Source organism: Cupriavidus sp. USMAHM13, from assembly GCF_001854285.1.
Taxonomy (GTDB): domain Bacteria; phylum Pseudomonadota; class Gammaproteobacteria; order Burkholderiales; family Burkholderiaceae; genus Cupriavidus; species Cupriavidus malaysiensis.
This window is the reverse complement of record NZ_CP017751.1, coordinates 980,772-1,003,016: the sequence shown is the minus strand read 5'-3', so window position 1 is coordinate 1,003,016 and position 22,245 is coordinate 980,772. Positions and strand designations below refer to the sequence as shown.

Here is a 22,245-nt window from a genome sequence, read left to right as displayed (position 1 = left end):
CGCCATGGCACGCCCGCATGCCGCCCCCGGCCAGCGCCACGGTCCGCCGATGCTGGCGCGCAACGTCACCCATTTCATGCGCCTGCTGCGCGAGGCTGGCTTCCCGCTGTCGCCCGCGCACGCCGCCGACGCCCTGCAGGCGCTGCAACTGGTCGACATCGGCAGGCGCGACGAGGTACGCGCCGCGCTGGCGGCGCTGGTGCTATCGGGGCCGGACCAGCGTCCGCTGTTCGATGCCGCCTTCGACCTGTTCTGGCGCGACCCCGACTGGGAAGGCAAGTTGCGCGCGTTGCTGCTGCCGCGCGTCGACGCGGGCGCGCCGCCGCCGCGACGCAGCAACCGCCTGGCCGACGCGCTGGCGGCGCAGGTGCCGCCCGGCCTGCGCGCCCCGCCGGAGCCCGGACAGGCCGAGCGCTTCAGCGCGCCGCTCACCTTCTCCGACCAGGAACGCCTGGCCCAGCGCGACTTCGAGACCCTGAGCGCCGAAGAGTGGCGTGCCCTGCGCCACCTGGTGCGGGCGCGCCGCACCCGCCTCGCCATGCAGCACACCCGCCGCCTGCGCACCGCGGCCAGCGGCTGCCGGGCCGACGTGCGCGCCAGCGCGCGCCTGGCGGTGCGCCAGCAGGGCGAATGGATGCGCTGGAAGTTCCGCCGCCGCGTGGAGCGCCGCCCGCCGCTGGTGCTGCTGCTCGACATCTCGGGCTCGATGAGCCAGTACTCGCGCGCGGTGCTCTACTTCTGCCACGCCCTGATGCAGTCGCGCGAGCGCCTCTCGGTCTTCCTGTTCGGCACGCGCCTGACCAATATCACGCGCTCCCTGCGCGAACGCGATCCGGACGAGGCGGTCGAGGCCATCTCCAGCCACGTGCGCGACTGGGCCGGCGGCACCCGCATCGGTGCCGCGCTGGCCAGCTTCAACCGCGAATGGGCGCGCCGCGTACTGGCCGGCCGCGCCACCGTGCTGCTGGTCACGGACGGCCTCGACCACGAGCACATCGACCTGCTCGACAGCGAGATGGCGCGCCTGCGCCGCTTCGCCCACCGCATCATCTGGCTCAACCCGCTGCTGCGCTTCGCCGGCTTCACGCCGCGCGCGCGCGGGGTGCAGGCCATCCTGCCCCACGTCGACGCGCTGCGCTCGGCCCACAACCTGGACAGCCTGTTCGCGCTCGAGGCGCTGCTCACCGACGATGCCGGCCGCGCGGCCGTCCCGCACCCACCTGCCGCGCACGCGGCGCCGACGCACCAGGAGGAACCCCGACCATGGAAATGAACCAGACCCAGCGCCTGCCGGTGCCCAAGCAAGTGGCCTGGGAAGCACTGAACGACACCGCCCTGCTCAAGCAGTGCATCCCGGGCTGCGAGAGCATCGAACCCGATGGCGACAACGCCTACCTGCTGGCGCTGACCGCGGCGATCGGCCCGGTCAAGGCACGCTTCAAGGGCCGCATGGCCCTGCAGGACATCCAGGCGCCCGACAGTTACACTATCCAGTTCGACGGACAGGGCGGCGCGGCCGGCTTCGGCAAGGGCTCCGCCCACGTCAGGCTCGATGCCGAAGGCGAGGAAACGCTGCTGAGCTATACGGTCAACGCGCAGGTGGGCGGCAAGATCGCGCAGATCGGCTCGCGCCTGGTCGATGCCGCCGCGCGCAAGATGGCCGACAGTTTCTTCACCCGCTTCACCGAAGCGCTCGGCGGCGGCGCGCAGGAAGCCGCCGCGCAGGAAGGCGAAGGCAGCGGCCAGGACAAGAACCAGGACGGCAGCCAGGACAGCAGCCAGGGCGGCGGCGGACAGTCAGACGAACCCAAGCGGAAACGATCATGGACAGCGTGGATCTCGAAGTCCTGAAGAGCAGCGTGCGCTGGATGGCCGAGGGCCACCGCGCGCTGCTGGTGACGGTGGTCAGAACCTGGGGCTCCTCGCCCCGCCCCGAAGGCGCCATGCTGGCCGTGCGCGACGACGGCCTGGTGGTCGGCTCCGTCTCCGGCGGCTGCATCGAGGACGACATCATCGACCGCGTGCGCCGCGAAGGCATTCCCGCCAGCGACCACGCCCGCCCGGAGGCCGTCAAGTACGGCATCAGCGCCGAGGAGGCCCACCGCTTCGGCCTGCCCTGCGGCGGCACCATCGAACTCGTCTGCGAGCCCCTCGCCCCCGCACGCGCCGACGCCAGCGCCCTGCCCGCCCTGCTGCACGCGGTCGAGAACGGCCGCCTGGTGGCGCGCAGCCTCGACATGGCCAGCGGCGACGCGGCCCTCGGCCCGGCCCTGGCCACCGACGGCCTCGCCTTCGACGGCAAGACCCTGCTGACCATCCACGGGCCGCGCTACCGCATGCTCGTCATCGGCGCCGGGCAGCTCTCCAAGTACCTGTGCCAGATCGCCGTCGGCCTCGGCTTCCAGGTCACCGTGTGCGACCCGCGCGAAGAGTACACCGAGACCTGGGACATCCCCGGCATCACGATGGTGCGCACCATGCCCGACGACACCGTCACCGAGATGCAGCTCGATGAACGCTGCGCGGTGATCGCCCTGACCCACGATCCCAAGCTCGACGACCTCGCCCTGATGGAGGCGCTGCGCACCCCGGCCTTCTACGTCGGCGCGCTCGGCTCGCGCCGCAACAACCAGGCGCGCCGCGAACGGCTCAAGGAATTCGACCTCAGCGAGCTCCAGCTCGCCCGCCTGCACGGCCCGGTCGGCATCTACATCGGCAGCCGCACGCCGCCCGAGATCGCCATCTCGATCCTGGCCGAGGTGGTCGCCGCCAAGAACCACGTCTCCCTGCCCGACATCCTGCAGGTCGAGGGCGCCAAGGCCGCGCGCGAGCTGGCGGCCGGTGCCGCCAGTACCTGCGGCACGGCGCCATGAACGGCGCGCCGGACGGCACCGACCTGCCCACCGGCATCCTGCTGGCGGCCGGCTTCGGCCGGCGCTTCGATCCCGCCGGCGCGCGCGACAAGCTGCTGGAAACGCTGCCCGGCGGCCGCACCACGGTCGCCTGGCGCAGCGCGCGCACGCTGGCGGTGGCCTTGCCGGGTGCGCTCGCCGTGGTGCGCCCGGGCAGCGAGGCGCTGGCGCAGGAGCTGCGCCGCGCCGGCTGCCGCGTGCTGGAAGCGCCCGAGGCGCGGGCCGGCATGGGCGCCGCGCTGCGCGCCGCCGTGGCGGCGACCCCGCAGGCGCGCGGCTGGGTAGTGGCACTGGCCGACATGCCCTGGCTCAGCCTCGAACTGGTGCGCGCGGTCGCGCTGTCCATCACCACGCCGGACACCATCGCCGCGCCGTGGCGCGACGGCCGGCGCGGACACCCGGTCGGCTTCGGCCCCCATTGGCGCGAGGCCCTGCTGCAACTCGACGGCGACGAAGGCGCGCGCGCGCTGCTCAAGACCCAGCCGGTGACGCGCATCCCGACCGAGGACGACGGCGCCTTCCGCGACGTGGATACGCCTGCCGACCTGCGCTGAGCGCACGCAGCCACGCGCCCTGGCGGCGGTCCGCGCCCACCCGGTCAGCCGCAGTCGGACTCGGCCAACGTGCGCAGGAACTCCCCGCTCCACCAGTGCACGTCCTGCGCGCGGATGCGCTCGAGCAGCTTGCCGTGGCGCGCCTGGCGCTCGGCCAGCGGCATGTGCAGCGCCTGCTGGACCGCCTGCGCGGTGGCGCGCGTGTCGTAGGGATTGACCAGCAGCGCTTCTTTCATCTGTTCGGCGGCACCGGCGAAGCGCGACAGCACCAGCACGCCGGGATCGGCCGGGTCCTGCGCGGCCACGTACTCCTTGGCCACCAGGTTCATGCCGTCGCGCAGCGGCGTGACCAGGGCCACGCGGCTGGCGCGGCACAGGCCCGGCAGGCGCCGGCGCGAAGTGGTGCGATGGATGTAGCGCACCGGCATCCAGTCCAGTTCTCCATAGCGGCCGTTGATGGCACCGGTAATGCCCTCCATTTCGCGACGCAGGTCCGCATAGGCGTCCACGCTCTCGCGCGAGGGCGCGGCGATCTGCACCAGCGTAGCGCTCATGCGATTCTCCGGATACTCCGCCAGCAGGATCTGGAAGGCCTTGAGCCGCTGCGGCAGGCCTTTCGAGTAGTCGAGCCGGTCGATCCCCAGCAGCAGCCGCCGGCGCGCATACTGCGCCATCATCATCTCGTAGGTTTCGCGCGCTTCCGGGCCGCGGCCGAGCTCGGCGAACTCGTCGACATCGATGCCGATGGGGAAGGCCTGCGCACGCACGGTGCGGTGGAAGGCCCGGTAGCGATGCTCGCCCATCGGCTCGGCGCGGGCCTCGGACTGGACGTAGCGTCCGAAGTGCTCGAGGTCGGCATGGCTCTGGAAGCCGACCAGGTCGTAGGCGAACAGCGCCCGCATCAGCCACTCGTGCTGCGGAATGGCAGCCAGGATCAAGGGCGGCGGCAGCGGTATGTGCAGGAAGAAGCCGATGCGCTGGCTGCAGCCGATCGCGCGCAGCTCGGCCGCCAGCGGGATCAGGTGGTAGTCGTGGATCCAGATCTCGTCGTCGGGCTCCAGCAGCGGCGCCAGCTTGCGCGCGAACAGCTGGTTCACGCGCCGGTAGATGTTCAGGTTCTGGCCGGCGTCGAAGTCCGCCAGGTCCAGCCGATAGTGGAACACCGGCCACAACACGCCGTTGCTGTAGCCCAGGTAGTAGCCGTCATGGTCCTCCCGGCACAGGTCCACCGTGGCCAGCGTGACATTGCCGGCCTGCTGCTGGTGCAGTTCGCCCTCGCCGGGCGTGCCGCCCTGCGCGGTCTCCACCACCTTGCCGCTCCAGCCGAACCAGAGCCCGCCCGTCACCTTCAGCGCCTCGCCCAGCGCGACGGCCAGGCCGCCGGCCGACGCGTTGCGCGGATCGGCGACGCGGTTCGATACCGCCACCAGTCTACCCATCGTCTTCCTTGTCGTCGTTCACTCCAGTCGCCGAGCGTGCCCGCGCGAGGCCGCCATGGCAGCCTCGCGCGGGCTCAGATCACCGAGTCCCACGGCGCCGACAGGCGCACGGCGCCGTTGATCAGGCCGACCATCGAATAGGTCTGCGGAAAGTTCCCCCACATCTCGCCGCTGACCGGATGCGTGTCTTCCGACAGCAGTCCGAGTGGATTGCGCGCCGCCAGCATGGCTTCGAAGATCTCGCGCGCCTGCTCGCGCCGGCCGATGCGCGCCAGCGCGTCGATACGCCAGAATGTGCAGATGTTGAAGGCGGTCTCGGGCTTGCCGAAGTCGTCGGGAGCCTCGTAGCGACGCATGAAGGGTCCGTCGCACAGCGACCTCTCGAGCGCGTCCACGGTGGCGACGAAGCGCGGGTCGAGCGGGTCGATGAAGCCCACCTCGATCATCAGCAGCGCGCTGGCATCGAGATCGCGCCCGCCGAAGCTCTCGGCGAAGGCCTGGCGCGATTCGCTCCACGCTTCGGCCAGGATGCGCGCGCGCATGCGCTCGGCGTGCTCGCGCCAGTAGGCCGCGCGCGTGGGCAGCTGCAGCTTGTCACCGATCTTGGCGAGACGGTCGCAGGCCGCCCAGCTCATCAATGCCGACGAGGTATGCACGCGGGCGCGCGTGCGCAGCTCCCACATGCCGGCATCGGGCGTGCCGAACACGCGCACCGCCTGTTCGCCCACCTGCTCGAGGATGTGGTACTCGGTGGGGCCGCCACGGTGCAGCAGGCGGTGGTCATGGAAGGCCTGCGCCGCGCCGAGCACCACATTGCCGTAGACATCGTGCTGGAAATGCTCCTGCGCCTGGTTGCCGACCCGCACCGGCCCCATGCCGCGATAGCCCGGCAGGTAGTCCAGCACGGCCTCGGGCAATTCACGCTCCAGGCCGATGCCGTAGAGCGGCTGGATATGGCCGTCACGCGACTGCATCACCACATTGGACAGCCAGCGCAGATAGTCTTCCATGGTGCCGACCTCGGACAGGCTGTTGAGCGCGCGGATCACGAAGAAGGCGTCGCGCAGCCAGCAGAAGCGGTAGTCCCAGGTGCGGCCGCTGTGCGGTGCCTCGGGAATGCTGGTGGTCATGGCGGCCACGATCGCGCCGGTTTCCTCGAACAGCGACAGCTTGAGCGTGATGGCCGCGCGGATCACCGCGTCCTGCCATTCGCGCGGCACCGCCAGCCGGCGCGACCATATCTTCCAGTAGGCAACGGTTTCCTGCTCGAAGTCGCGTGCGGTCTGCTCCACGCCGCCGGCCAGGGTCTCGTCCGGCCCGAGGATGAAGTCGCAGCTCCGGGTCAGCAGGAAAGGCGTTCCTGACATCACATAGGTCAGCGGCGCATCGGTGGTCATGCGCAGCGTCATGTTCTCGCCAATGAAGCGCACATGGCTGCTGCCGCGCGTGACCTGCGGCACCGTGCGGCCCCATTCGAAGCGCGGCGCCACCACCACGCGCACGCGCGGCGCACCCCGCACGGGACGGATGCGCCGCACCAGGGTGATGGGGCGGAAGTAGCGCCCCATGCGGAAGAAGCGCGGTGCGAAATCGGTCACTTCCACGCAATTGCCGTGGGTATCCGTCAGGCGCGTGTGCAGCACGGCGGTGTTCGGCTCGTACCACTGGCGCGAGCGGTGGAAATTCTCCAGCTCGACGGAGAAATGACCGCCGTTCTCGCTGGGATCGAGCAGGGCATTGAAGACCGGGTCGCCGTCGAAGCGCGGCAGGCAGCACCAGACGATGCGGGCGCGCGCATCGACCAGCGCCGAGAACGAACAGTTGCCGATCATGCCGAGCGCGAGCGAGGACGGCGCATGCGGCCCGGCATCCGGCTGGGCAGAGGGATCGGCAGCCGCGGCAGCTGCGGTGGGCGCTTGGGTCACAGGGATGCCTCCTTCAGGTGAACGCGGTCCGGAACGGTCCCCCGCGCGGCGCGGCCAGCGCCGCGGCGGATCGGTGCAGCCAGCAGCGCAGCGCCGCCGGGCCCGGCACGCTGACGCCGGCGGCGCTGGGGCGCTCGCCCACCAGCACGCCAAGGCCTCCCAGCGCATGCACGGCGACGAAGCCCGCTTCGTCGGTCACGTCATCGCCGGCGAACAGCGGCCGGCGCGAAGCGAACGGTTCGGCACGCATGAAGGCGGCAATGGCGCTGCCCTTGTCGATGCCCGCCGGCTTGACTTCCATCACCATCTTGCCCGGCAGGATCTCCAGGCCGTGCAGCCCGCGCACCGCCTCGGCCAAGGCCGCGCGCACCAGGGCCTCGAGCTGCGGCGCGGCGCGGTAGTGCACGGCCAGCGCGGCCGATTTCGGCTCCAGCAACAGCTCGGGATAGGCCCGCGCCAGCGGCGCCAGGCGCTCCCACAGCAGCGCCAGCGCCGGCGGCGCGGCCACTGCTGCGGCCTCGCCATCGTGGCGGTACTCGGCACCGTGCACGCCGGCGGCGGGCAGGCGCAGCGGGTGCAGGAAAGCGTCCAGCTCGGCGATCGGGCGTCCCGAGACAATGGCCAGGGCGCCATCCAGCGCCTCGTGCAAGCGCCGCAGCGTGCCGAGCAGTTCCGGCTCGACGCGCACCAGGTCGGGGCGCGGCGCCAGGTCGGCCAGCGTGCCGTCGAAGTCGAGGAACAGCGCGGTATCCGGTTCGATCAGAGGAAGCGAAGGCATCGTTGCACACCCTAGCATGCGGTTCCGGCGATCGTCCACCCGGCGCTGTCCTACACGGCCGGCGCCGGCGACATGGCGTCGGCGCCGCATCGGCCGCCGCTTCGCCCCACCCTGCCATCCATTATCATTAGCGCTTTCCGCATTTTCCAGCCACACGGCCGCGCTTGCGCCGGCCGCCGCTACTGACCCGCCCGCCGGCGCCGACGATGACCCGCAAACCCGACTACCTGAAGAAGATCCTGACCGCCAAGGTGTACGACGTGGCGCAGGAGACCGACCTGACCTACGCCCACCAGCTCTCGGCCCGCACCGGCAATGCCGTGTGGTTCAAGCGCGAGGACACCCAGCCGGTGTTCTCCTTCAAGCTGCGCGGCGCGTACAACAAGATGGCCTCGCTGACGGCCGAGGAACTCAAGCGCGGCGTGATCGCTGCGTCGGCGGGCAACCACGCGCAGGGCGTGGCACTGTCGGCAGCGCGCCTGCAGTGCCGCGCCATCATCGCCATGCCGGTCACCACGCCCCAGGTCAAGATCGATGCGGTGCGCGAGCGCGGCGGCAAGTGGGTGGAAATCGTGCTGCACGGCGAGTCCTACAGCGACGCCTACCTGCACGCCGCCGAGCTGGAGAAGAAGCACAAGCTGACCTTCATCCATCCCTTCGACGATCCCGAGGTGATCGCCGGCCAGGGCACCATCGCCATGGAGATCCTGCGCCAGCACCCGGCGCCGATCCACGCCATCTTCGTCGCCATCGGCGGCGGCGGCCTGATCTCCGGCATCGCCGCCTACGTCAAGGCGGTACGCCCCGACATCAAGGTCATCGGCGTGCAGACGGTGGACTCGGACGCCATGAAGCGCTCGGTCGACGCCGGCAAGCGCGTCGAGCTCAAGGACGTCGGCCTGTTCTCGGACGGCACCGCGGTCAAGCTGGTCGGCAAGGAGACCTTCCGCATCACGCGCGAACTGGTCGACGACATCATCCTGGTGGACACCGACGCCATCTGCGCGGGCCTGAAGGACGTGTTCCAGGACACCCGCAGCATCCTCGAGCCGGCCGGCGCGCTGGCGGTCGCCGGCCTGAAGGCCTACGCCGAGCGCGAGAAGCTCAAGGGCGAGACACTGGTGGCCATCGCCTGCGGCGCCAACATGAACTTCGACCGCCTGCGCTTCGTCGCCGAGCGCGCCGAGGTCGGCGAGGCGCGCGAGGCGGTGTTCGCGGTCACCATCCCGGAAGAGCGCGGCAGCTTCAAGCGCTTCTGCGAGCTGGTGGGCACGCGCAGCGTGACCGAGTTCAACTATCGCATCGCGGACAACGACGTGGCGCACATCTTCGTCGGCGTGCAGATCAGCAGCCGCGCGGAGAGCGACAAGATCGCCGCCAACTTCCGCCGCCACGGCTTTGCCACCCTGGACCTGTCCAACGACGAGCTGGCCAAGCAGCACATCCGCTACATGGTGGGCGGCCATTCGCCGCTGGCGCAGGACGAGCTGCTGTACCGCTTCGAGTTCCCCGAGCGTCCCGGCGCGCTGATGAAGTTCCTGACCAGCATGAGCCCGAACTGGAACATCAGCCTGTTCCACTACCGCAACCAGGGCGGCGACACCTCGAATATCCTGGTGGGCATCCAGGTGCCGAAGAGCGACAAGCGCGCCTTCCGCGCCTTCCTGTCCACGCTGGGCTACACGCACACCGACGAGACCGACAATCCCGTCTACAAGCTGTTCCTGGCCTGAGCATTTCGCCCGCGTTCCGCCCGCGTTCTGCCCGGATCCCGGCACAACCCCAGGCCGTTCCCGCCCGCGCGGGAACGGCCAGCGAGGCAAACCATGAGCCTTCCCGAACATTCCCCGCTGGGCAAGCCCTCGGCCTACAAGACCGAGTACGACCCCACCCTGCTCTTCCCCATCCCGCGCCAGCCCAAGCGCACCGAGATCGGCCTGCCCGAAGGCAAGCGGCCGCCCTTCTTCGGCGTCGACATCTGGAACGCCTACGAGCTGTCCTGGCTCAATATGAAGGGCAAGCCGCAGGTCGCCCTGGCCAGCTTCATCATCCCGGCCGAGTCGCCGAATATCGTCGAGTCGAAGTCGTTCAAGCTCTACCTGAACTCGTTCAACCAGAGCAAGATCGCTTCGCCCGAGGCCCTGCAGCAGCTGCTGCACCACGACCTGTCGGAAGCCGCCGGCGCCACCGTGCAGGTCCGGCTCGCCGCCGAAGGGGACTTCGCGCGCCAGCAGATGGGCGAGCTGGACGGCCTGCTGCTGGACCGCCTCGACATCGAGACCGACGTCTACGAGCCCGCGCCGCATCTGCTGCGCGCGGACCAGGAAGCGCCGCCGGTGGAAGAGACGCTGGTCTCGCACCTGCTCAAGTCGAACTGCCTGGTGACCGGCCAGCCCGACTGGGGCAGCGTGCAGATCCGCTACGTGGGCGCGCCGATCGACCAGGAAGGCCTGCTCAAGTACCTGATCTCGTTCCGCAACCACAACGAATTCCACGAGCAGTGCGTGGAACGCATCTTCATGGACGTGCTGCGGCAGTGCAAGCCGGTCAAGCTCGCCGTCTACGCCCGCTACACGCGGCGCGGCGGGCTCGACATCAACCCCTTCCGCACCAACTACAACACGCCCTGGCCGGACAACCGGCGCAACGCGCGCCAGTAGTCCACGGGACGGCACGGCCGCTGCCGCGGCCGGTCCGCCCGAACGCCCGAACGCCTTACAGCCCGCGCCAGTCGCCGGCCTGCTCGAAGGCATGCGCGGCCTGGTAGATCGTGGCTTCGCCCCAGTGCCGGCCCACCAGCATCAGGCCCACCGGCAGGCCATCGTCGAGACCGCAGGGCAGGCTCATGGCCGGATGGCCGGTGGCGTCGAAGGGCGCCGTGTTGGCCACCATCTCGAAGCCGCGCTGGATCACCTCGGCCAGCGGCGCGTCCGGCGCCGGGATCGGCTTGGCGGTGATCGGCAGGGTCGGCATCAGCAGCAGGTCGAAGCGCTCCAGCTCCGCGTCGTAGGCCAGCCGCAGCTGGCGCGCCAGGTTCTGCGCCTTGGCATAGAAACGCCCGCCGTATTGGCGCAGGTAGAACTCGCCGACGAACATCGACAGCTTCAGCGTGGGCGAGAGCCGGTCGGCCTGCTCGCGCCAGCGCGCATGGCGCGCCATCAGCGCGGTGTCGTACAAGCCCTTCCAGTTGAAACCCATGCCGTCGCCGTGCATCATCTGCGCCTGCAGGCCTTCGAGGGCGATCGGCGTCCAGATGGCGACGCCGTCGGCATGCATCGGAATGCTGACCTCCTCCACCTCGGCGCCGAGCTGCGCCAGGCGCCGCGCCGCCGCCCGCACCTTGGCATCGACCCCGGGTTCGCTGTTGGCGTGGCCGAAGCCCTCGCGCACCACGCCGATGCGCAGTCCCGCCACGCCCTTGCCCAGCGCCTCGGTATAGCGCGCCACGCGCGGCGCGTACTGGCGCGGGTCGAGCCCGTCCGGGCCGGCGATCACCTCCAGCAGCAGCGCGTTGTCGGCCACCGTGCGCGTCATCGGCCCGGTGTGGTCGATGGTGGCTTCGATCGGCATGATGCCCGTATAGGGCACCAGCCCGTGCGTGGGCTTCATGCCGTAGCAGCCGGAGAAGGCAGCCGGGATGCGGATGGAACCGCCCTGGTCGCCGCCGATCGCCATGTCGACCTCGCCCGAGCCCACCAGCGCGCCGCAGCCCGAGGACGAGCCGCCGGCGATGTAGCCATGGCGGTGCGGGTTGTGCACCGGGCCGGTGGCATTGGTGTGGCTGCCGCCCGACAGGCAGAAGTACTCGCAGTGCGCCTTGCCGGCGATGGTGCCGCCGGCATCGAGGATGCGCGTCACCACGGTGGCGTCCATGGACGGCACATGGCCCTCCAGCGTCGAGGCGCCATTCATCATCGGCACCCCGGCCAGGCTGATGTTGTCCTTCAGGACCACCGCGCGCCCCGCCAGCGGCCCGGCCGGCGCGCCCTTCACCTCGGTCTTCACGTACCAGGCATTGAGCGGGTTCTCCTGCGGCGGCGGCGCGTATCCCGCGTCGCGCGGATAGCGCGGCGCGGGAACGAAGTCCGGCAGCGCTTCGAGGCGGTCGTACGCCTGCATGCTGCCTTCCATCAGCGCCAGGTAGTCGGCGCATTCGGCCTCGCTCATCGTCATGTGCAGGCTGGCGGTGAGTTCGCGCATCTGGGCGAGGGTCGGTCGCTTCACGGTCATGGGGGCTCCTTGGAAGGGGGGACAGAACGGCAGGAAAAGGGCCGACCGGAAAGGGACGGCCGGAAAGGGACGGCCGGCGGGGGCCTGGGCTGCGCCATGCGATCGCCCTGCACCGCCGCGACAGCGAGCATATTATTTTCCCTGGAAATATTTTCCAAGGAAAATAATTGGATCCTAGGGGAAACCACGAGCACGCCAGGAACACCCGACAAGCACGCCCCGGGGCGCCGGCCCCCTTGTCGCCGGCCGCTGACGGCCGGCCACGGCCATGCTGGCCGGTATCGTCAGAGGCGCTCAGTCACCTGGAAGAAATGGCCATCGGCCTCGGCCAGGAAGACCGGCTGCTGCACGCGCGCGTTGCCCTGCCAGGACAGTCCGCGCACGCTGCGGAAGGCGAGCGGCGCCCGCCGTCCCGCCGCGCGGCCCGGCGCTGCCAGCAGCGCGGCCAGGAAATGCACGCCGTCGTAGGCCGACTGGGCCAGCGCGTTCAGCACCGGCGCGCGCTCGCCGTAGCGGCCGTGATAGCGCTCCTTGAAGGCCATGTTGGCATCGTGGCCCAGCGTGGCGAAGTAGCCGGCGCAGGCGAACAGCCCCGCGGTACTGTCGGCGCCGATGGCGAGCAGGGCATTCTCCTCGATCGCGCAGGACAGGCGCCGTATGCGACGCGCCAGGCCGCGCGCGGCGAACTCGCGGTTGAAGTCGATGGCATCCTGGCCGACCAGCGACAGCAGCACGGCATCGGGACGCAGTCGTTCGATCTCGTCGAGCACCGCGCGGTAGCTTCCACAGGCCGGACGGGTGTAGCGGTCGGCCAGCAGTTGCGCGCCCAGCGCCTGCAGGGCGGCCCCGGCGAAGCGGTGCGAGGCACGCGGCCACACGCAGTCATGCCCGACGAAGACCCAGCGGCGCGCGCCGTAGCGCAGGCACAGGGTGCGCAGCGCGGGCAGCAACTGCAGTTCCGGCGTCTCGCCGATGGCATACACGCCGGGCGCGCGTTCCCCGCCCTCGTAAAGCGGCGTGTAGACGAAGGGGACGCGTCCGCGCGTGGCGGCGCTGACCCGGCCGCGCACCGCGCTGGTGTGCATGCCCACCACCGCGTCGAGGGCGCCCTCGTCGATCAGCGCGCCCAGCTGCTGCGGAATATCGCGGCATTCGTCGGCGGCGTTGAACACGTGCAGGCGCAGCTCGCGGCCGCCGACGCCGCCGGCGCGGTTCAGTTCCTCGGCGGCGAGCTGGGCACAGGCGCGCGCCGACGGTCCCCAGATACCGGTGGCTCCACGCACCGGCACCAGCAAGGCCACTTCCAGCCGGCCCGCATGGCGCGTGCGGGGCGGCGGCGGCGGCGGCCCGACCAGGCAGGTGGCACAGGGATCGTCCACGGGCTCGTCGCCGGTGTCGGCCGGCTTCGCGGGCAGCGGCTTCCATTGCATCGCGTCGTCTCCTTGCGCGCCCGGGAACACGCCGTGGGCCTGGGGCGGAATATTTTCCTGGGAAAGTTTTCCCCTATACTAGCGCAATGTCCCGCACCACTCCGCCCCCGGCCGCCTTCGACGGCTACCTCACCCAGCATCTCGCCCGTGCCCACGCCGCCGTGCAGGCGCGGCTCGAAGCCGCGCTGGCCGCGGAAGGCGTGCAGGTCGAACACTGGAAAGTGCTGCGCGTGCTGGCGGATGCGCACGGCCATGCGATGGGGGAAGTCGCGCAGTCGCTGCTGATGCACCCGCCCACGCTGACCAAGCTGGTCGACAAGATGATCGCCCAGGGACTGGCGATGCGCAGTCCCGACAGCGCAGACAACCGCCGCGTGCTGCTCTACGCCACCGACCAGGGACTGGAGTTGTCGGCGCGGCTGGATGCCCTCGTACAGGCGCACGAAGACAGCCTGGTGCACCGCCTCGGCGCGGCCAAGGCGCGCCAGTTGCGGACCCTGCTCAGCACGCTGGACGAGACGCGCGGCCCGGCCCCGGGCTGATCGCGCGCGCCGGCGCGGCGCTCAGAATTCGCTGTGGAAGCGTACGCCGTAGAACCTGGCGGGACCGCGCGCGGCGTTGTAGCCGGGATTGCGGATGTACTGGAAGTCCGGGCTGATGCTCAGGTACTTGAAGGCCTGGAAGCTGTAGAACACTTCGAACACCTGTTCCGGCGCATAGTCGAGCGCGCCGTCGCCCAGGAAGGCGCCCTGCCCGCCCGCGGCCAGGTAGGCGCGATGGTTCGGCCCCAGCATATTGATCGCCACCGCCATGCCGAGGTTGTCGCGCGGCCGGCCCCAGGCCGTGCCGGCCAGCATGCCGCCCACCGCCACCTGGCGGCCGATCTCCGTGAAGGCGTAGGTCTCGGTCTTGTCGTCCGACATATTGGCGCGCAGGAACACGCCGAGCGAGTCATTGACCTTCTGCATCAGCGATACGCCGATGCCGAGCTTGGCGTGCTCCTCGCGCACGTTGGCGACGTCGGGCGTGGTGCCGGTGGCCTGTCCGTAGCCGAGGGCATCGCTGAAGGAGCCCATGCGCGCCTGGTTGCGCCACAGCAGCAGGCGCGCCACGCCAGGCTGCCCGGCCAGGCGGTAGCGGCGCTCGAATTCCAGGATATCGCCGTAGTGCTTGAACAGGCGCGTATCCAGCGGCAGCCCGTTCGATTCGCGCGGCTGCAGGAAATGGCCGAAGCGCACCGACCAATCGTCGCCGACATACTCCAGCGCGAACCCCCAGTCGTAGCCGCGCGCGTCGGCGGGATAGTCGAAGGAGCCGTGCGCCATGAAGGACCAGTTCATGAACTGGGTGCGCGGGTCGGAACCGTAGTCGTTCTGGTCGAACACATCGAGCACGCCGAAGTTACCGGCGGTCAGCACCAGGCGGCGCTTGTCGACCGAACCGGCAAACTGGTTGAAGTCGGCCTCCTGCTCCTCGCTGCCGCCACCCAGCCCCCAGGTCTGGCGCAGGAAGGCGCGCGCACGGTAGATGGTCGGGTTGGTGCTCGATACCTTGGCCAGTTCGCCGTTGGTGGGGCCGCCTACGCCGTGCAGGTCGGAGAAAGGCACGCCCTGCGTGACCTCGGGATTGAAGTGGAACTCGGCCCCGTTCCACAGCCTGGCGCCGAAATCCAGCGTGGTGCTGAACGAGTAGCTCTTGGCCCGCTGCGACATCAGGCTGTTCGGTCCCGAATAGGCCGCATCGAAGGCCGGCTGGCGCTGCCAGATATAGGTGGCCTGGCCGTGGAAGGCGAAGCGGTCTTCCAGGATCTCCAGCGGCGTACGCTGCGCCGGCGGCGCGACGGCGGCATCCGGTGCGGCGGCCGCGGGCGGCGCGTCCTGTGCCGTGCTCTGCGCCCATGCCGGCGCGGCGGCCAGCGAGCAGGCGGCGCTCAACAGCAGGCAAGGCAGGGGACGCAGCGCCCCGTTGGCGAGTCGGCGGAACAGCATGGAATGGCGGCAGGAGGGGCAGGGAGCGGGCTTGCACGGGTCCGCTCGGTTATTGGGCGCACGAAGCATAGCCAAGCCTGCATGACATGTCCACCTTGTATTGCTGCATTGCAACAAACGCCACCCCGAGCGGGCTTTTCCAGTCATCCTGGCCCAGGTCCGCAGCACCTGGCGATCGTTCTTGAATTAATTAACCCAACAATTAATATGAAACGATCGACAGGAGGGCGCCATGGCCGCACCACCTCTCACCGCACCCCTTTGCGCCGGTCGCCGCCGGCCGGGGCGGCCGAGCCGGCCCGGCCCTTCCGGCGACGCCGGCCCGGACCAGCGCTCCCACCTGCTCGATACGGCCACCTCGCTGTTCGCCGAGCGCGGCGTCGCCGCCACGCCGATCCGGGCCATCGCGACCGCTGCCGGCGTCACGCCGGCCCTGGTTCACTACTATTTCCGAGAGCGCGGCCAATTGCTCGATGCCGTGGTCGACGAACGCCTGCATCCCCTGGTCGACCAGGTCTTTTCCCCGATCGATGCCGTGCTGGCCGACGGCAGCACGGCCAAGGCCGGCGATAGCGCCGCCGACCTCGCGGCCCTGCTGTGCGGCATCGCCGAGCGCCTGATCCGCGCCGCGGCCGCGACGCCATGGTTTCCCGGATTGTGGATCCGCGAGATCGCCGGCGTCGACGGCCAACTGCGTGAACGGATGCTGCAGCGTTTCGCGCTGCCGCGCGCAGGGCGGCTGATCGTCCTGCTGCGCTCAGCCCAGTCGCGCGGCGCGCTCGCCCCCGGGCTGGAGCCGCCCCTGCTGATCGTTTCGCTGATCGGGCTGACGCTGCTGCCGCTCGCTACCGCGCACATCTGGCGACAGTTGCCCGGCGCCGCCGCGCTCGACAGCGAGGCCCTGGTACGCCACGTCAGCACGCTGCTGGCGCATGCCCTCGCGCCAGCACGGCCCTGGCCACCCGCCAACGCCTGAGCCCGCCATCCGGAGCCGCCATGCCGAACCGCCTGCGCACCCTGCCCTGCCGCTCGCGCCTGCCGCGTGCCTCTCCTGCCCGCACCTGGCTGGTCCTGGCGGCCGCGGCCTCGGCCCTGGGCGGCTGCGGCAAGCCGGCACCGACTGCCTGGCAGGGCTATGTCGAAGGCGAGTTCGTCAATGTGGCCTCGCCGTTCGCCGGCCGGCTCGACCAGCTGTCGGTGGCGCGCGGCCAGCAGGTCGTGGCGGGAGCGCCGCTGTTCGCGCTGGAGAACGACGACGAGCGCGCCGCGCGCGACCAGGCCGCCGCCGCCCTGCAGGCGGCCCAGGCCCAGCTGGCGGACCTGGCGACCGGCAAGCGCCGGCCGGAGGTCGACGTCAACCGCGCCCAGCTCGCCCAGGCGCGTGCCCAGGCGCAGCGCAGCGCCACCCAGTACGCGCGCGACCAGGTCCAGTTCGCCGCCGGCGGCATCGCCCGGGCCCAGCTCGATGACAGCCGCGCCGGCGCCGCGGCCGATGCGGCCCGCGTGCGCGAGCTGGAGCGCAGCGTCGCGGTGGCCCGCCTGCCGGGACGCGAAGCCCAGCGCGAGGCGCAGGCACGCCAGGTGGAAGCGCTGCGCGCGGCGCTGGCCCAGGCGGAATGGAAGCTGTCGCGCAAGCGCGTCGCCGCCGCGCAGGGTGGACTGGTCTACGACACCGTGTTCCGCCTCGGCGAGTGGGTCCCGGCCGGCAGCCCGGTGGTGCGCATGCTGCCGCCGGGCAACGTCAAGGTGCGCTTCTTCGTGCCCGAGGCCGAGGTGGGCGCGCTGCGCAATGGCGAAGCGGTCACGATGCATTGCGACGGCTGCGCCCGACCGCTGCAGGTGCGCATCAGCTACATCGCCAACGAGGCCGAGTACACCCCGCCGGTGATCTACAGCAACGAGACACGGCGCAAGCTGGTCTTCCTCGTCGAAGCCCATCCCGCGCTCGCCGACGCGGCGGCCCTGCACCCGGGGCAGCCGGTGGAGGTCTTCCGTCCATGAGCCCGACCGACGCACCGGACCACGCCGCGCCCGCCATCGACGTGCGCGGCCTGAGCAAGCGCTACGGCAACCGCCTGGTGGTGGACGGCCTGACCATGCAGGTCGGACACGGCGAGATCTTCGGCTTCCTCGGCCCCAACGGCAGCGGCAAGACGACCTCGATCCGCATGATGTGCGGCCTGCTGACTCCTGACGGCGGCGCGGGCAGCTGCCTGGGTTTCGACATCCTGCGCGAGAGCGCGGAGATCAAGCGCCGTGTCGGCTACATGACGCAGCGGTTCTCTTACTGGGACGACCTGTCGATCCGCGAGAACCTGGACTTCGTCGCCCGCGTCTACGGCATGCCGCGCCGGCGCGAGGCGGTCGAGCGTGCGCTCGAGGATCTCGGCCTGGCGGCGCGCGCCGGCCAGCTCGCGGGCGCACTGTCCGGCGGCTGGAAGCAGCGCCTGGCGCTGGCCGCCTGCCTGCTGCACGAACCGCGCCTGCTGCTGCTCGACGAGCCCACCGCCGGGGTCGACCCCAAGGCGCGGCGCGACTTCTGGGAACAGCTCCACCAGCTCGCCGCGCGCGGCATCTCGGTGCTGGTCAGCACCCATTACATGGACGAGGCCGAGCGCTGCCACAAGCTGGCCTACATCGCCTACGGCAAGCTGCTGGCACAGGGCACCGCGGCCGAGGTGGTGGCCGGCCAGCGGCTCAGCACCTGGTCGGTGCTGGGCGACGACCTCGCCGCGCTGTCGCAGCAGTTGCAGGGCGCCCCCGGCGTGGAGCAGACCGTGGTGTTCGGCAACGCGCTACACGTCACCGGCCGCGATGCCGACACGCTGGCGGCCACGCTCGCGCGCGTGGCCGGGCCCCGGCACCGCGTCGAAGCCACCGAGACCAGCCTGGAGGATGTCTTCATCCATATGATGAGCCGCTCCCAGGACAATATGCGGGCGCCGGCCGGCGCGCCGGCTCCGGCGCATGGCGGAGCGCGGCCATGAACGGCACCGCTCCCCGTCCCGGCTTCTCGCTGCAGCGCTGGTGGAGCATCGTGCTGAAGGAGTTCCTGCAACTGCGGCGCGACCGCGTCACCTTCGCCATGATCGTCGGCATCCCCATCATGCAGTTGCTTCTGTTCGGTTTCGCCATCAACAACGACCCGCGCCACCTGACCACGGCGGTGATCGCCGCCGACCAGAGCGAGTTCACCCGCTCCTTCATCGCCGGGCTGCAGAATTCCAGCTACTTCCGCGTGGCGGGCACGCTGCCCGGCGAGCAGGCGGGGCGCGAAGCGTTGATGAAGGGGGAGGTCCAGTTCGTGGTCAGCATTCCGGCCGACTTCACGCGGCGCCTGCTGCGCGGCGAGCGCCCCGCCCTGCTGGTGGAAGCGGACGCCACCGACCCGTCGGCCACCAGCGCAGCCATCGCCGCGCTCACCCAGCTGCCCTACAACGTGGCCGGCAAGGACCTGCAAGGCGCGCTGGCGCCGCTGGCCGGCGGCCATCCGCCTTTCGACGTGCAGGTGCAGCGCCTCTACAACCCGGAAGGCATCACCCAGTACAACATCGTCCCCGGCCTGATGGGCGTGATCCTGACCATGACCATGGTGATGATGACCGGGCTGGCGATGACGCGCGAGCGCGAGCGCGGCACCATGGAGAACCTGCTGGCCACCCCGGTGCGGCCGCTGGAAGTGATGACCGGCAAGATCGTGCCCTACATCTTCATCGGCCTGATCCAGGCCACCATCATCCTGCTGGCGGCGCGCTGGGTGTTCCACGTGCCCTTCGTCGGCTCCGTGCTGGCGGTCTACCTGGCCGCGCTGCTGTTCATCGCGGCCAACCTGACGGTGGGCATCACCCTGTCCTCGCTGGCGCAGAACCAGTTGCAGGCGGTTCAACTGACCTTCTTCTACTTCCTGCCCAACATCCTGCTGTCCGGCTTCATGTTCCCCTTCCAGGGCATGCCGGGCTGGGCCCAGGCCATCGGCAACGTCCTGCCGATGACCTACTTCCACCGCCTGATCCGCGGCATCCTGCTGAAGGGCAACGGCTGGCCGGAGCTCTGGCCCAATGTGTGGCCGCTGGCGCTGTTCACCGTGGTGGTGATGGGCATCGCCTTGCGCTTCTACCGGCGCACGCTCGACTAGGAGGCAAGCATGGGTCGACCTGCCGGAGTCAACGCCAGTCCCGCCCCCGTCCTCCGCCTGCGCCACCTGCGCCGGCGGGCGGTGCTCGCCGCCTGCCTGGCACTGGCGGCGGGCTGCACGGTCGGACCGGACTTCCGGCCGCCGCAGCCCCCACTGGACAGCGGCTACACGATGCCGCCTGCGCCGCCCCGGACGGCGCAGGCCGAAGGCCGCCACGGCGGCGCGCAGGTCCTCGACGACGGCGCCGACGTGCCCGAGCGCTGGTGGACCTTGTTCGGCAGTCCCGCGCTGGACCGCACCGTCGAGGCCGCGCTGGCGGCCAATCCGGGCGTCGCCCAGGCCCGCGCGCGCCTGGAGCAGGCCGGCCACGATCTCGCCGCACGCAGCGGGGCGACGCAATGGCCGGCCATCGACGCCAGGCTCAGCAGCACGCGCCAGCAGGTCGATATCAAGAGCCTGGGCATTACCGCTTTTCCCAGCCCCGGACCGTTCACGCTGTACGGGGCCTCGGTGCAGGTGTCCTATGTGCTGGACCTGTTCGGCGCGCAGCGGCGCGAGCTGGAGGGCCTGCGCGCAGCGGTCGACTACCAGCGCTTCGAATGGCAGGCGGCGCGCCTGGCGCTCGCCGCCAACGTGGTCACGGCGGCCATCCGCGAGGCCGGCCTGCGCGCGCAGATTGCCGAACTGCGCGCACAGACGGCCGCGCAACGGCGCAGCCTGGACATCACGCGCGCGCGGCTCGCGGCCGGCGGCGTGGCCGAGGTCGACGTGCGGCGCCAGCAGGGCGTGCTCGACCAGACCGAGGCGCAATTGCCCGGCCTGGCGCGCCAGCTTGCCGCCAGCCGCCACCAGCTGGCGGTGTACCTGGGCCTGGCGCCCGCCGGCGCCAGCGACGACGAGGGCGCGCCAGACCGCGGTAGCGGCGAGGATGCGCTGCCCGCCTTCGACCTCGACACCCTGCACCTGCCCGCGGCGCTGCCGCTCAGCCTGCCGTCGACACTGGCGCAGCGGCGTCCCGACATCGCCGCCGCCCAGGCCCTGCTGCAGCAGGCCTCGGCCAATATCGGCGTGGCCACCGCCAACCTCTACCCGCAGCTGACCCTGAGCGGCAGCGCCGGCACGCAGGGCCTGTCGGCCGGCGACCTCTTCCGCAGCCTGAACGTGTGGAGCCTGGCGGCCGGCCTGGCCCAACCGGTCTTCCACGGCGGCGAGCTGCTCGAGCGCCGGCGCAGTGCGCAGGCCGCCTACGCGCAATCGCTGGCGGCCTACCGCCAGGTGGTGCTGCAGGGCCTGCTGGAGGTGGCCGACGCGCTGCGCGCGCTGGAGGCCGATGCGCTGGCCCTGCGCGCGCGCGCCGATGCCGCGCAGCGGGCGCGTGAGACGCTGGACATCGTCGCGGCGCAGTACCGGGCCGGCGGCGTCAGCCAGCTCGCGCTGCTCGATGCCGAACGCCAGTACCGCCAGGCCGCGCAGGACCTGGTGCAGGCCCAGGCCGCCCGCCTGGCGGACTCGGCGGCGCTGCTGCAGGCGCTGGGCGGAGGCTGGTGGCAGGAGACGGAAACGGAAGCGGAAGCGCGAACAGAACCGGCACCCGCCGCTCGCGCCGCACATCCGCGCGCGGGCGCGGACGGCGCCAGCATGGATCAGCGCGCCAGGTAGTCCCGCAGGCGCCGCACGCCCTCGTCCAGGCGCTCCGTGCCGCAGGCATAGCACCAGCGCACGAATCCCTCGCCTTCGTCGCCAAAGGCGCTGCCGGGCGCCAGGCCGAGGCCGGCCTCGCGCACCAGGCGCTTGCACAGGTCCAGGCTGTCACGCGTGCCGGCCAGGCGGAAGAACACGTACATGGCGCCATCGGGGGCATGGGCGTCCACGCCCGGCAAGGCCGACAGCGCGCCGACCAGATGATCGCGCGCCGCGCGCAGCCGGCCGACCAGGTCGCGCGTGAAGGCCTCGCCCTCGCGCACCGCCACCACGCCGGCTTCCTGCACGAAGGCGGGGGCGCACGAGGTGTTGTACTCGATCAGTTTGCCCAGGTCGCCCTCCATCGCCTCGGGCAGGACCATCCAGCCCAGCCGCCAGCCGGTCATCAGCCAGGCCTTGGAGAAGGAATTGATGCAGATCACGCGCTCGTCGCGCCTGGCGATGTCGAGGAAGGATGGCGCGGCGCCGCCCACGCCGGGTTCGTCGCCGTAATACAGCCGCTCGTAGACCTCGTCGGCGATGATCCAGATGCCGTGGCGGCGGCAGTGCGCCAGCACCGCCTGCTGTACCGCGCGTGGCATGGTCCAGCCGGTCGGGTTGTTGGGAGAGTTGATCAGCAGCGCGCGCGTGTCCGGCGTCAGCGCGGCCAGCAGGCGCTCCAGGTCCAGGGTCCAGCCGTCGGCGCCATAGTCGAGCGATACGGTATGCACCGCGGCGCCGAGGATCTTGGGGATCTCCACCAGGTTGGGCCAAAGCGGCGTGACGGCGACGATGCGGTCGCCGGCGCCTGCCACCAGCTGGGCCGCCAGCATCAGGCCGCTGTCGCCCGAACTGGTCACGGCGACCTGCGCCACGCTGGTGGGTCCGTGCAGCGCGCTGACATACTCGGCCAGCGCGCCGCGCAGCGCGGTGATGCCGAGATTGTGCGTGTAGAAGGTGGCGCCGGCCTCCAGCGCCCGGCTGCCGGCCTCGCGGATGAAGGCTGGCGTGACCTGGTCCGACTCGCCGAACCAGAAGGGCAGCACGTCGGGCCGGCCGATGCCGGCATTGGCGACCTCGCGGATGCGCGAGGCGCGCAGCTGGCGCACGGCCGCGCGTGCCTGCGCGGGAAACTCGGCGGAAGGGGGAACCGCTGGCTGGGACATCGGCAGGT

19 protein-coding genes are annotated in these 22,245 nt (G+C 70.9%); 12 read left to right on the top strand and 7 right to left on the bottom strand.

The window, feature by feature from the left end:
* Window positions 1-4 precede the first annotated feature (4 nt).
* The 4 genes from BKK81_RS04545 to BKK81_RS04530 are packed head-to-tail and all read left to right on the top strand — an operon-like array spanning window position 5 to window position 3,466.
* Window positions 5-1,273, top strand: a complete 1,269-nt coding sequence (locus tag BKK81_RS04545) for a vWA domain-containing protein (RefSeq protein WP_071010956.1) — start codon at window positions 5-7, stop codon at window positions 1,271-1,273.
* A complete protein-coding gene (locus BKK81_RS04540; protein WP_071010955.1) occupies window positions 1,264-1,851 on the top strand; it encodes a CoxG family protein in 588 nt (195 codons plus the stop codon). The genes BKK81_RS04545 and BKK81_RS04540 overlap by 10 nt, the downstream gene beginning before the upstream one ends.
* Window positions 1,824-2,873, top strand: a complete 1,050-nt coding sequence (locus tag BKK81_RS04535; RefSeq protein ID WP_071010954.1) for an XdhC family protein — start codon at window positions 1,824-1,826, stop codon at window positions 2,871-2,873. The genes BKK81_RS04540 and BKK81_RS04535 overlap by 28 nt, the downstream gene beginning before the upstream one ends.
* Complete coding sequence (locus tag BKK81_RS04530; RefSeq protein ID WP_071010953.1) at window positions 2,870-3,466, top strand: nucleotidyltransferase family protein; 597 nt, start codon at window positions 2,870-2,872, stop codon at window positions 3,464-3,466. Before BKK81_RS04535 ends, BKK81_RS04530 begins: the two co-directional genes overlap by 4 nt.
* A gap of 44 nt (window positions 3,467-3,510) precedes the next feature.
* Here BKK81_RS04530 and BKK81_RS04525 read toward each other — a convergent pair whose 3' ends face one another.
* The 3 genes from BKK81_RS04525 to otsB all read right to left on the bottom strand — a co-directional run bounded on the left by BKK81_RS04525 (window position 3,511) and on the right by otsB (window position 7,608).
* The gene (locus tag BKK81_RS04525; protein ID WP_071010952.1) at window positions 3,511-4,905 is read right to left on the bottom strand and encodes an alpha,alpha-trehalose-phosphate synthase (UDP-forming); all 1,395 of its coding nucleotides are present in this window, start codon (window positions 4,903-4,905) and stop codon (window positions 3,511-3,513) included.
* Between the two features lie 74 nt (window positions 4,906-4,979).
* Window positions 4,980-6,737 (bottom strand): glycoside hydrolase family 15 protein, encoded by a 1,758-nt coding sequence (locus tag BKK81_RS04520; protein WP_156811344.1) that lies wholly within the window; start codon window positions 6,735-6,737, stop codon window positions 4,980-4,982.
* A 106-nt stretch (window positions 6,738-6,843) separates the two neighbouring features.
* Complete coding sequence (gene otsB, locus BKK81_RS04515; protein WP_071010950.1) at window positions 6,844-7,608, bottom strand: trehalose-phosphatase; 765 nt, start codon at window positions 7,606-7,608, stop codon at window positions 6,844-6,846.
* Window positions 7,609-7,814: 206 nt separating this feature from the next.
* Between otsB and ilvA the strand changes: the two genes are divergently transcribed.
* Together ilvA and queF are read left to right on the top strand one after the other, a co-directional pair.
* Window positions 7,815-9,341: a threonine ammonia-lyase, biosynthetic gene (ilvA, locus tag BKK81_RS04510; RefSeq protein ID WP_071010949.1), complete on the top strand. Its 1,527-nt coding sequence runs from the start codon at window positions 7,815-7,817 to the stop codon at window positions 9,339-9,341.
* A 93-nt stretch (window positions 9,342-9,434) separates the two neighbouring features.
* Window positions 9,435-10,268, top strand: a complete 834-nt coding sequence (queF, locus tag BKK81_RS04505) for an NADPH-dependent 7-cyano-7-deazaguanine reductase QueF (protein WP_071010948.1) — start codon at window positions 9,435-9,437, stop codon at window positions 10,266-10,268.
* 55 nt (window positions 10,269-10,323) lie between these two features.
* Here the strand turns inward: queF and BKK81_RS04500 are convergent, their stop codons facing one another.
* Both BKK81_RS04500 and BKK81_RS04495 read right to left on the bottom strand, forming a co-directional pair.
* Window positions 10,324-11,838 (bottom strand): amidase, encoded by a 1,515-nt coding sequence (locus BKK81_RS04500; RefSeq protein ID WP_071010947.1) that lies wholly within the window; start codon window positions 11,836-11,838, stop codon window positions 10,324-10,326.
* A 284-nt stretch (window positions 11,839-12,122) separates the two neighbouring features.
* On the bottom strand, window positions 12,123-13,268 hold the full coding sequence (locus BKK81_RS04495; RefSeq protein ID WP_231907973.1) for a substrate-binding domain-containing protein: 1,146 nt from the start codon (window positions 13,266-13,268) through the stop codon (window positions 12,123-12,125).
* An 86-nt stretch (window positions 13,269-13,354) separates the two neighbouring features.
* Here BKK81_RS04495 and BKK81_RS04490 point away from each other — a divergent pair, with 86 nt between their 5' ends.
* Window positions 13,355-13,810 carry a MarR family winged helix-turn-helix transcriptional regulator gene (locus BKK81_RS04490; RefSeq protein ID WP_071010946.1) on the top strand — a complete coding sequence of 152 codons (456 nt, stop codon included), beginning with the start codon at window positions 13,355-13,357 and terminating at the stop codon, window positions 13,808-13,810.
* A 21-nt stretch (window positions 13,811-13,831) separates the two neighbouring features.
* Here BKK81_RS04490 and BKK81_RS04485 read toward each other — a convergent pair whose 3' ends face one another.
* Window positions 13,832-15,256 (bottom strand): carbohydrate porin, encoded by a 1,425-nt coding sequence (locus BKK81_RS04485; protein ID WP_083383931.1) that lies wholly within the window; start codon window positions 15,254-15,256, stop codon window positions 13,832-13,834.
* A 232-nt stretch (window positions 15,257-15,488) separates the two neighbouring features.
* On the opposite strand from BKK81_RS04485, the gene BKK81_RS04480 reads away from it, so the two are divergent.
* The 5 genes from BKK81_RS04480 to BKK81_RS04460 are packed head-to-tail and all read left to right on the top strand — an operon-like array spanning window position 15,489 to window position 21,050.
* On the top strand, window positions 15,489-16,232 hold the full coding sequence (locus BKK81_RS04480) for a TetR/AcrR family transcriptional regulator (RefSeq protein WP_071010945.1): 744 nt from the start codon (window positions 15,489-15,491) through the stop codon (window positions 16,230-16,232).
* A gap of 20 nt (window positions 16,233-16,252) precedes the next feature.
* Complete coding sequence (locus BKK81_RS04475; protein WP_083383930.1) at window positions 16,253-17,257, top strand: HlyD family secretion protein; 1,005 nt, start codon at window positions 16,253-16,255, stop codon at window positions 17,255-17,257.
* The gene (locus BKK81_RS04470) at window positions 17,254-18,243 is read left to right on the top strand and encodes an ABC transporter ATP-binding protein (protein ID WP_071010944.1); all 990 of its coding nucleotides are present in this window, start codon (window positions 17,254-17,256) and stop codon (window positions 18,241-18,243) included. Before BKK81_RS04475 ends, BKK81_RS04470 begins: the two co-directional genes overlap by 4 nt.
* The gene (locus tag BKK81_RS04465; RefSeq protein WP_071010943.1) at window positions 18,240-19,391 is read left to right on the top strand and encodes an ABC transporter permease; all 1,152 of its coding nucleotides are present in this window, start codon (window positions 18,240-18,242) and stop codon (window positions 19,389-19,391) included. Before BKK81_RS04470 ends, BKK81_RS04465 begins: the two co-directional genes overlap by 4 nt.
* A 9-nt stretch (window positions 19,392-19,400) precedes the next feature.
* Complete coding sequence (locus BKK81_RS04460; protein WP_083383929.1) at window positions 19,401-21,050, top strand: efflux transporter outer membrane subunit; 1,650 nt, start codon at window positions 19,401-19,403, stop codon at window positions 21,048-21,050.
* Here the strand turns inward: BKK81_RS04460 and BKK81_RS04455 are convergent.
* Window positions 21,035-22,237 carry a pyridoxal phosphate-dependent aminotransferase gene (locus BKK81_RS04455; RefSeq protein WP_071010942.1) on the bottom strand — a complete coding sequence of 401 codons (1,203 nt, stop codon included), beginning with the start codon at window positions 22,235-22,237 and terminating at the stop codon, window positions 21,035-21,037. The genes BKK81_RS04460 and BKK81_RS04455 overlap by 16 nt on opposite strands.
* Between the last annotated feature and the right edge of the window lie 8 nt (window positions 22,238-22,245).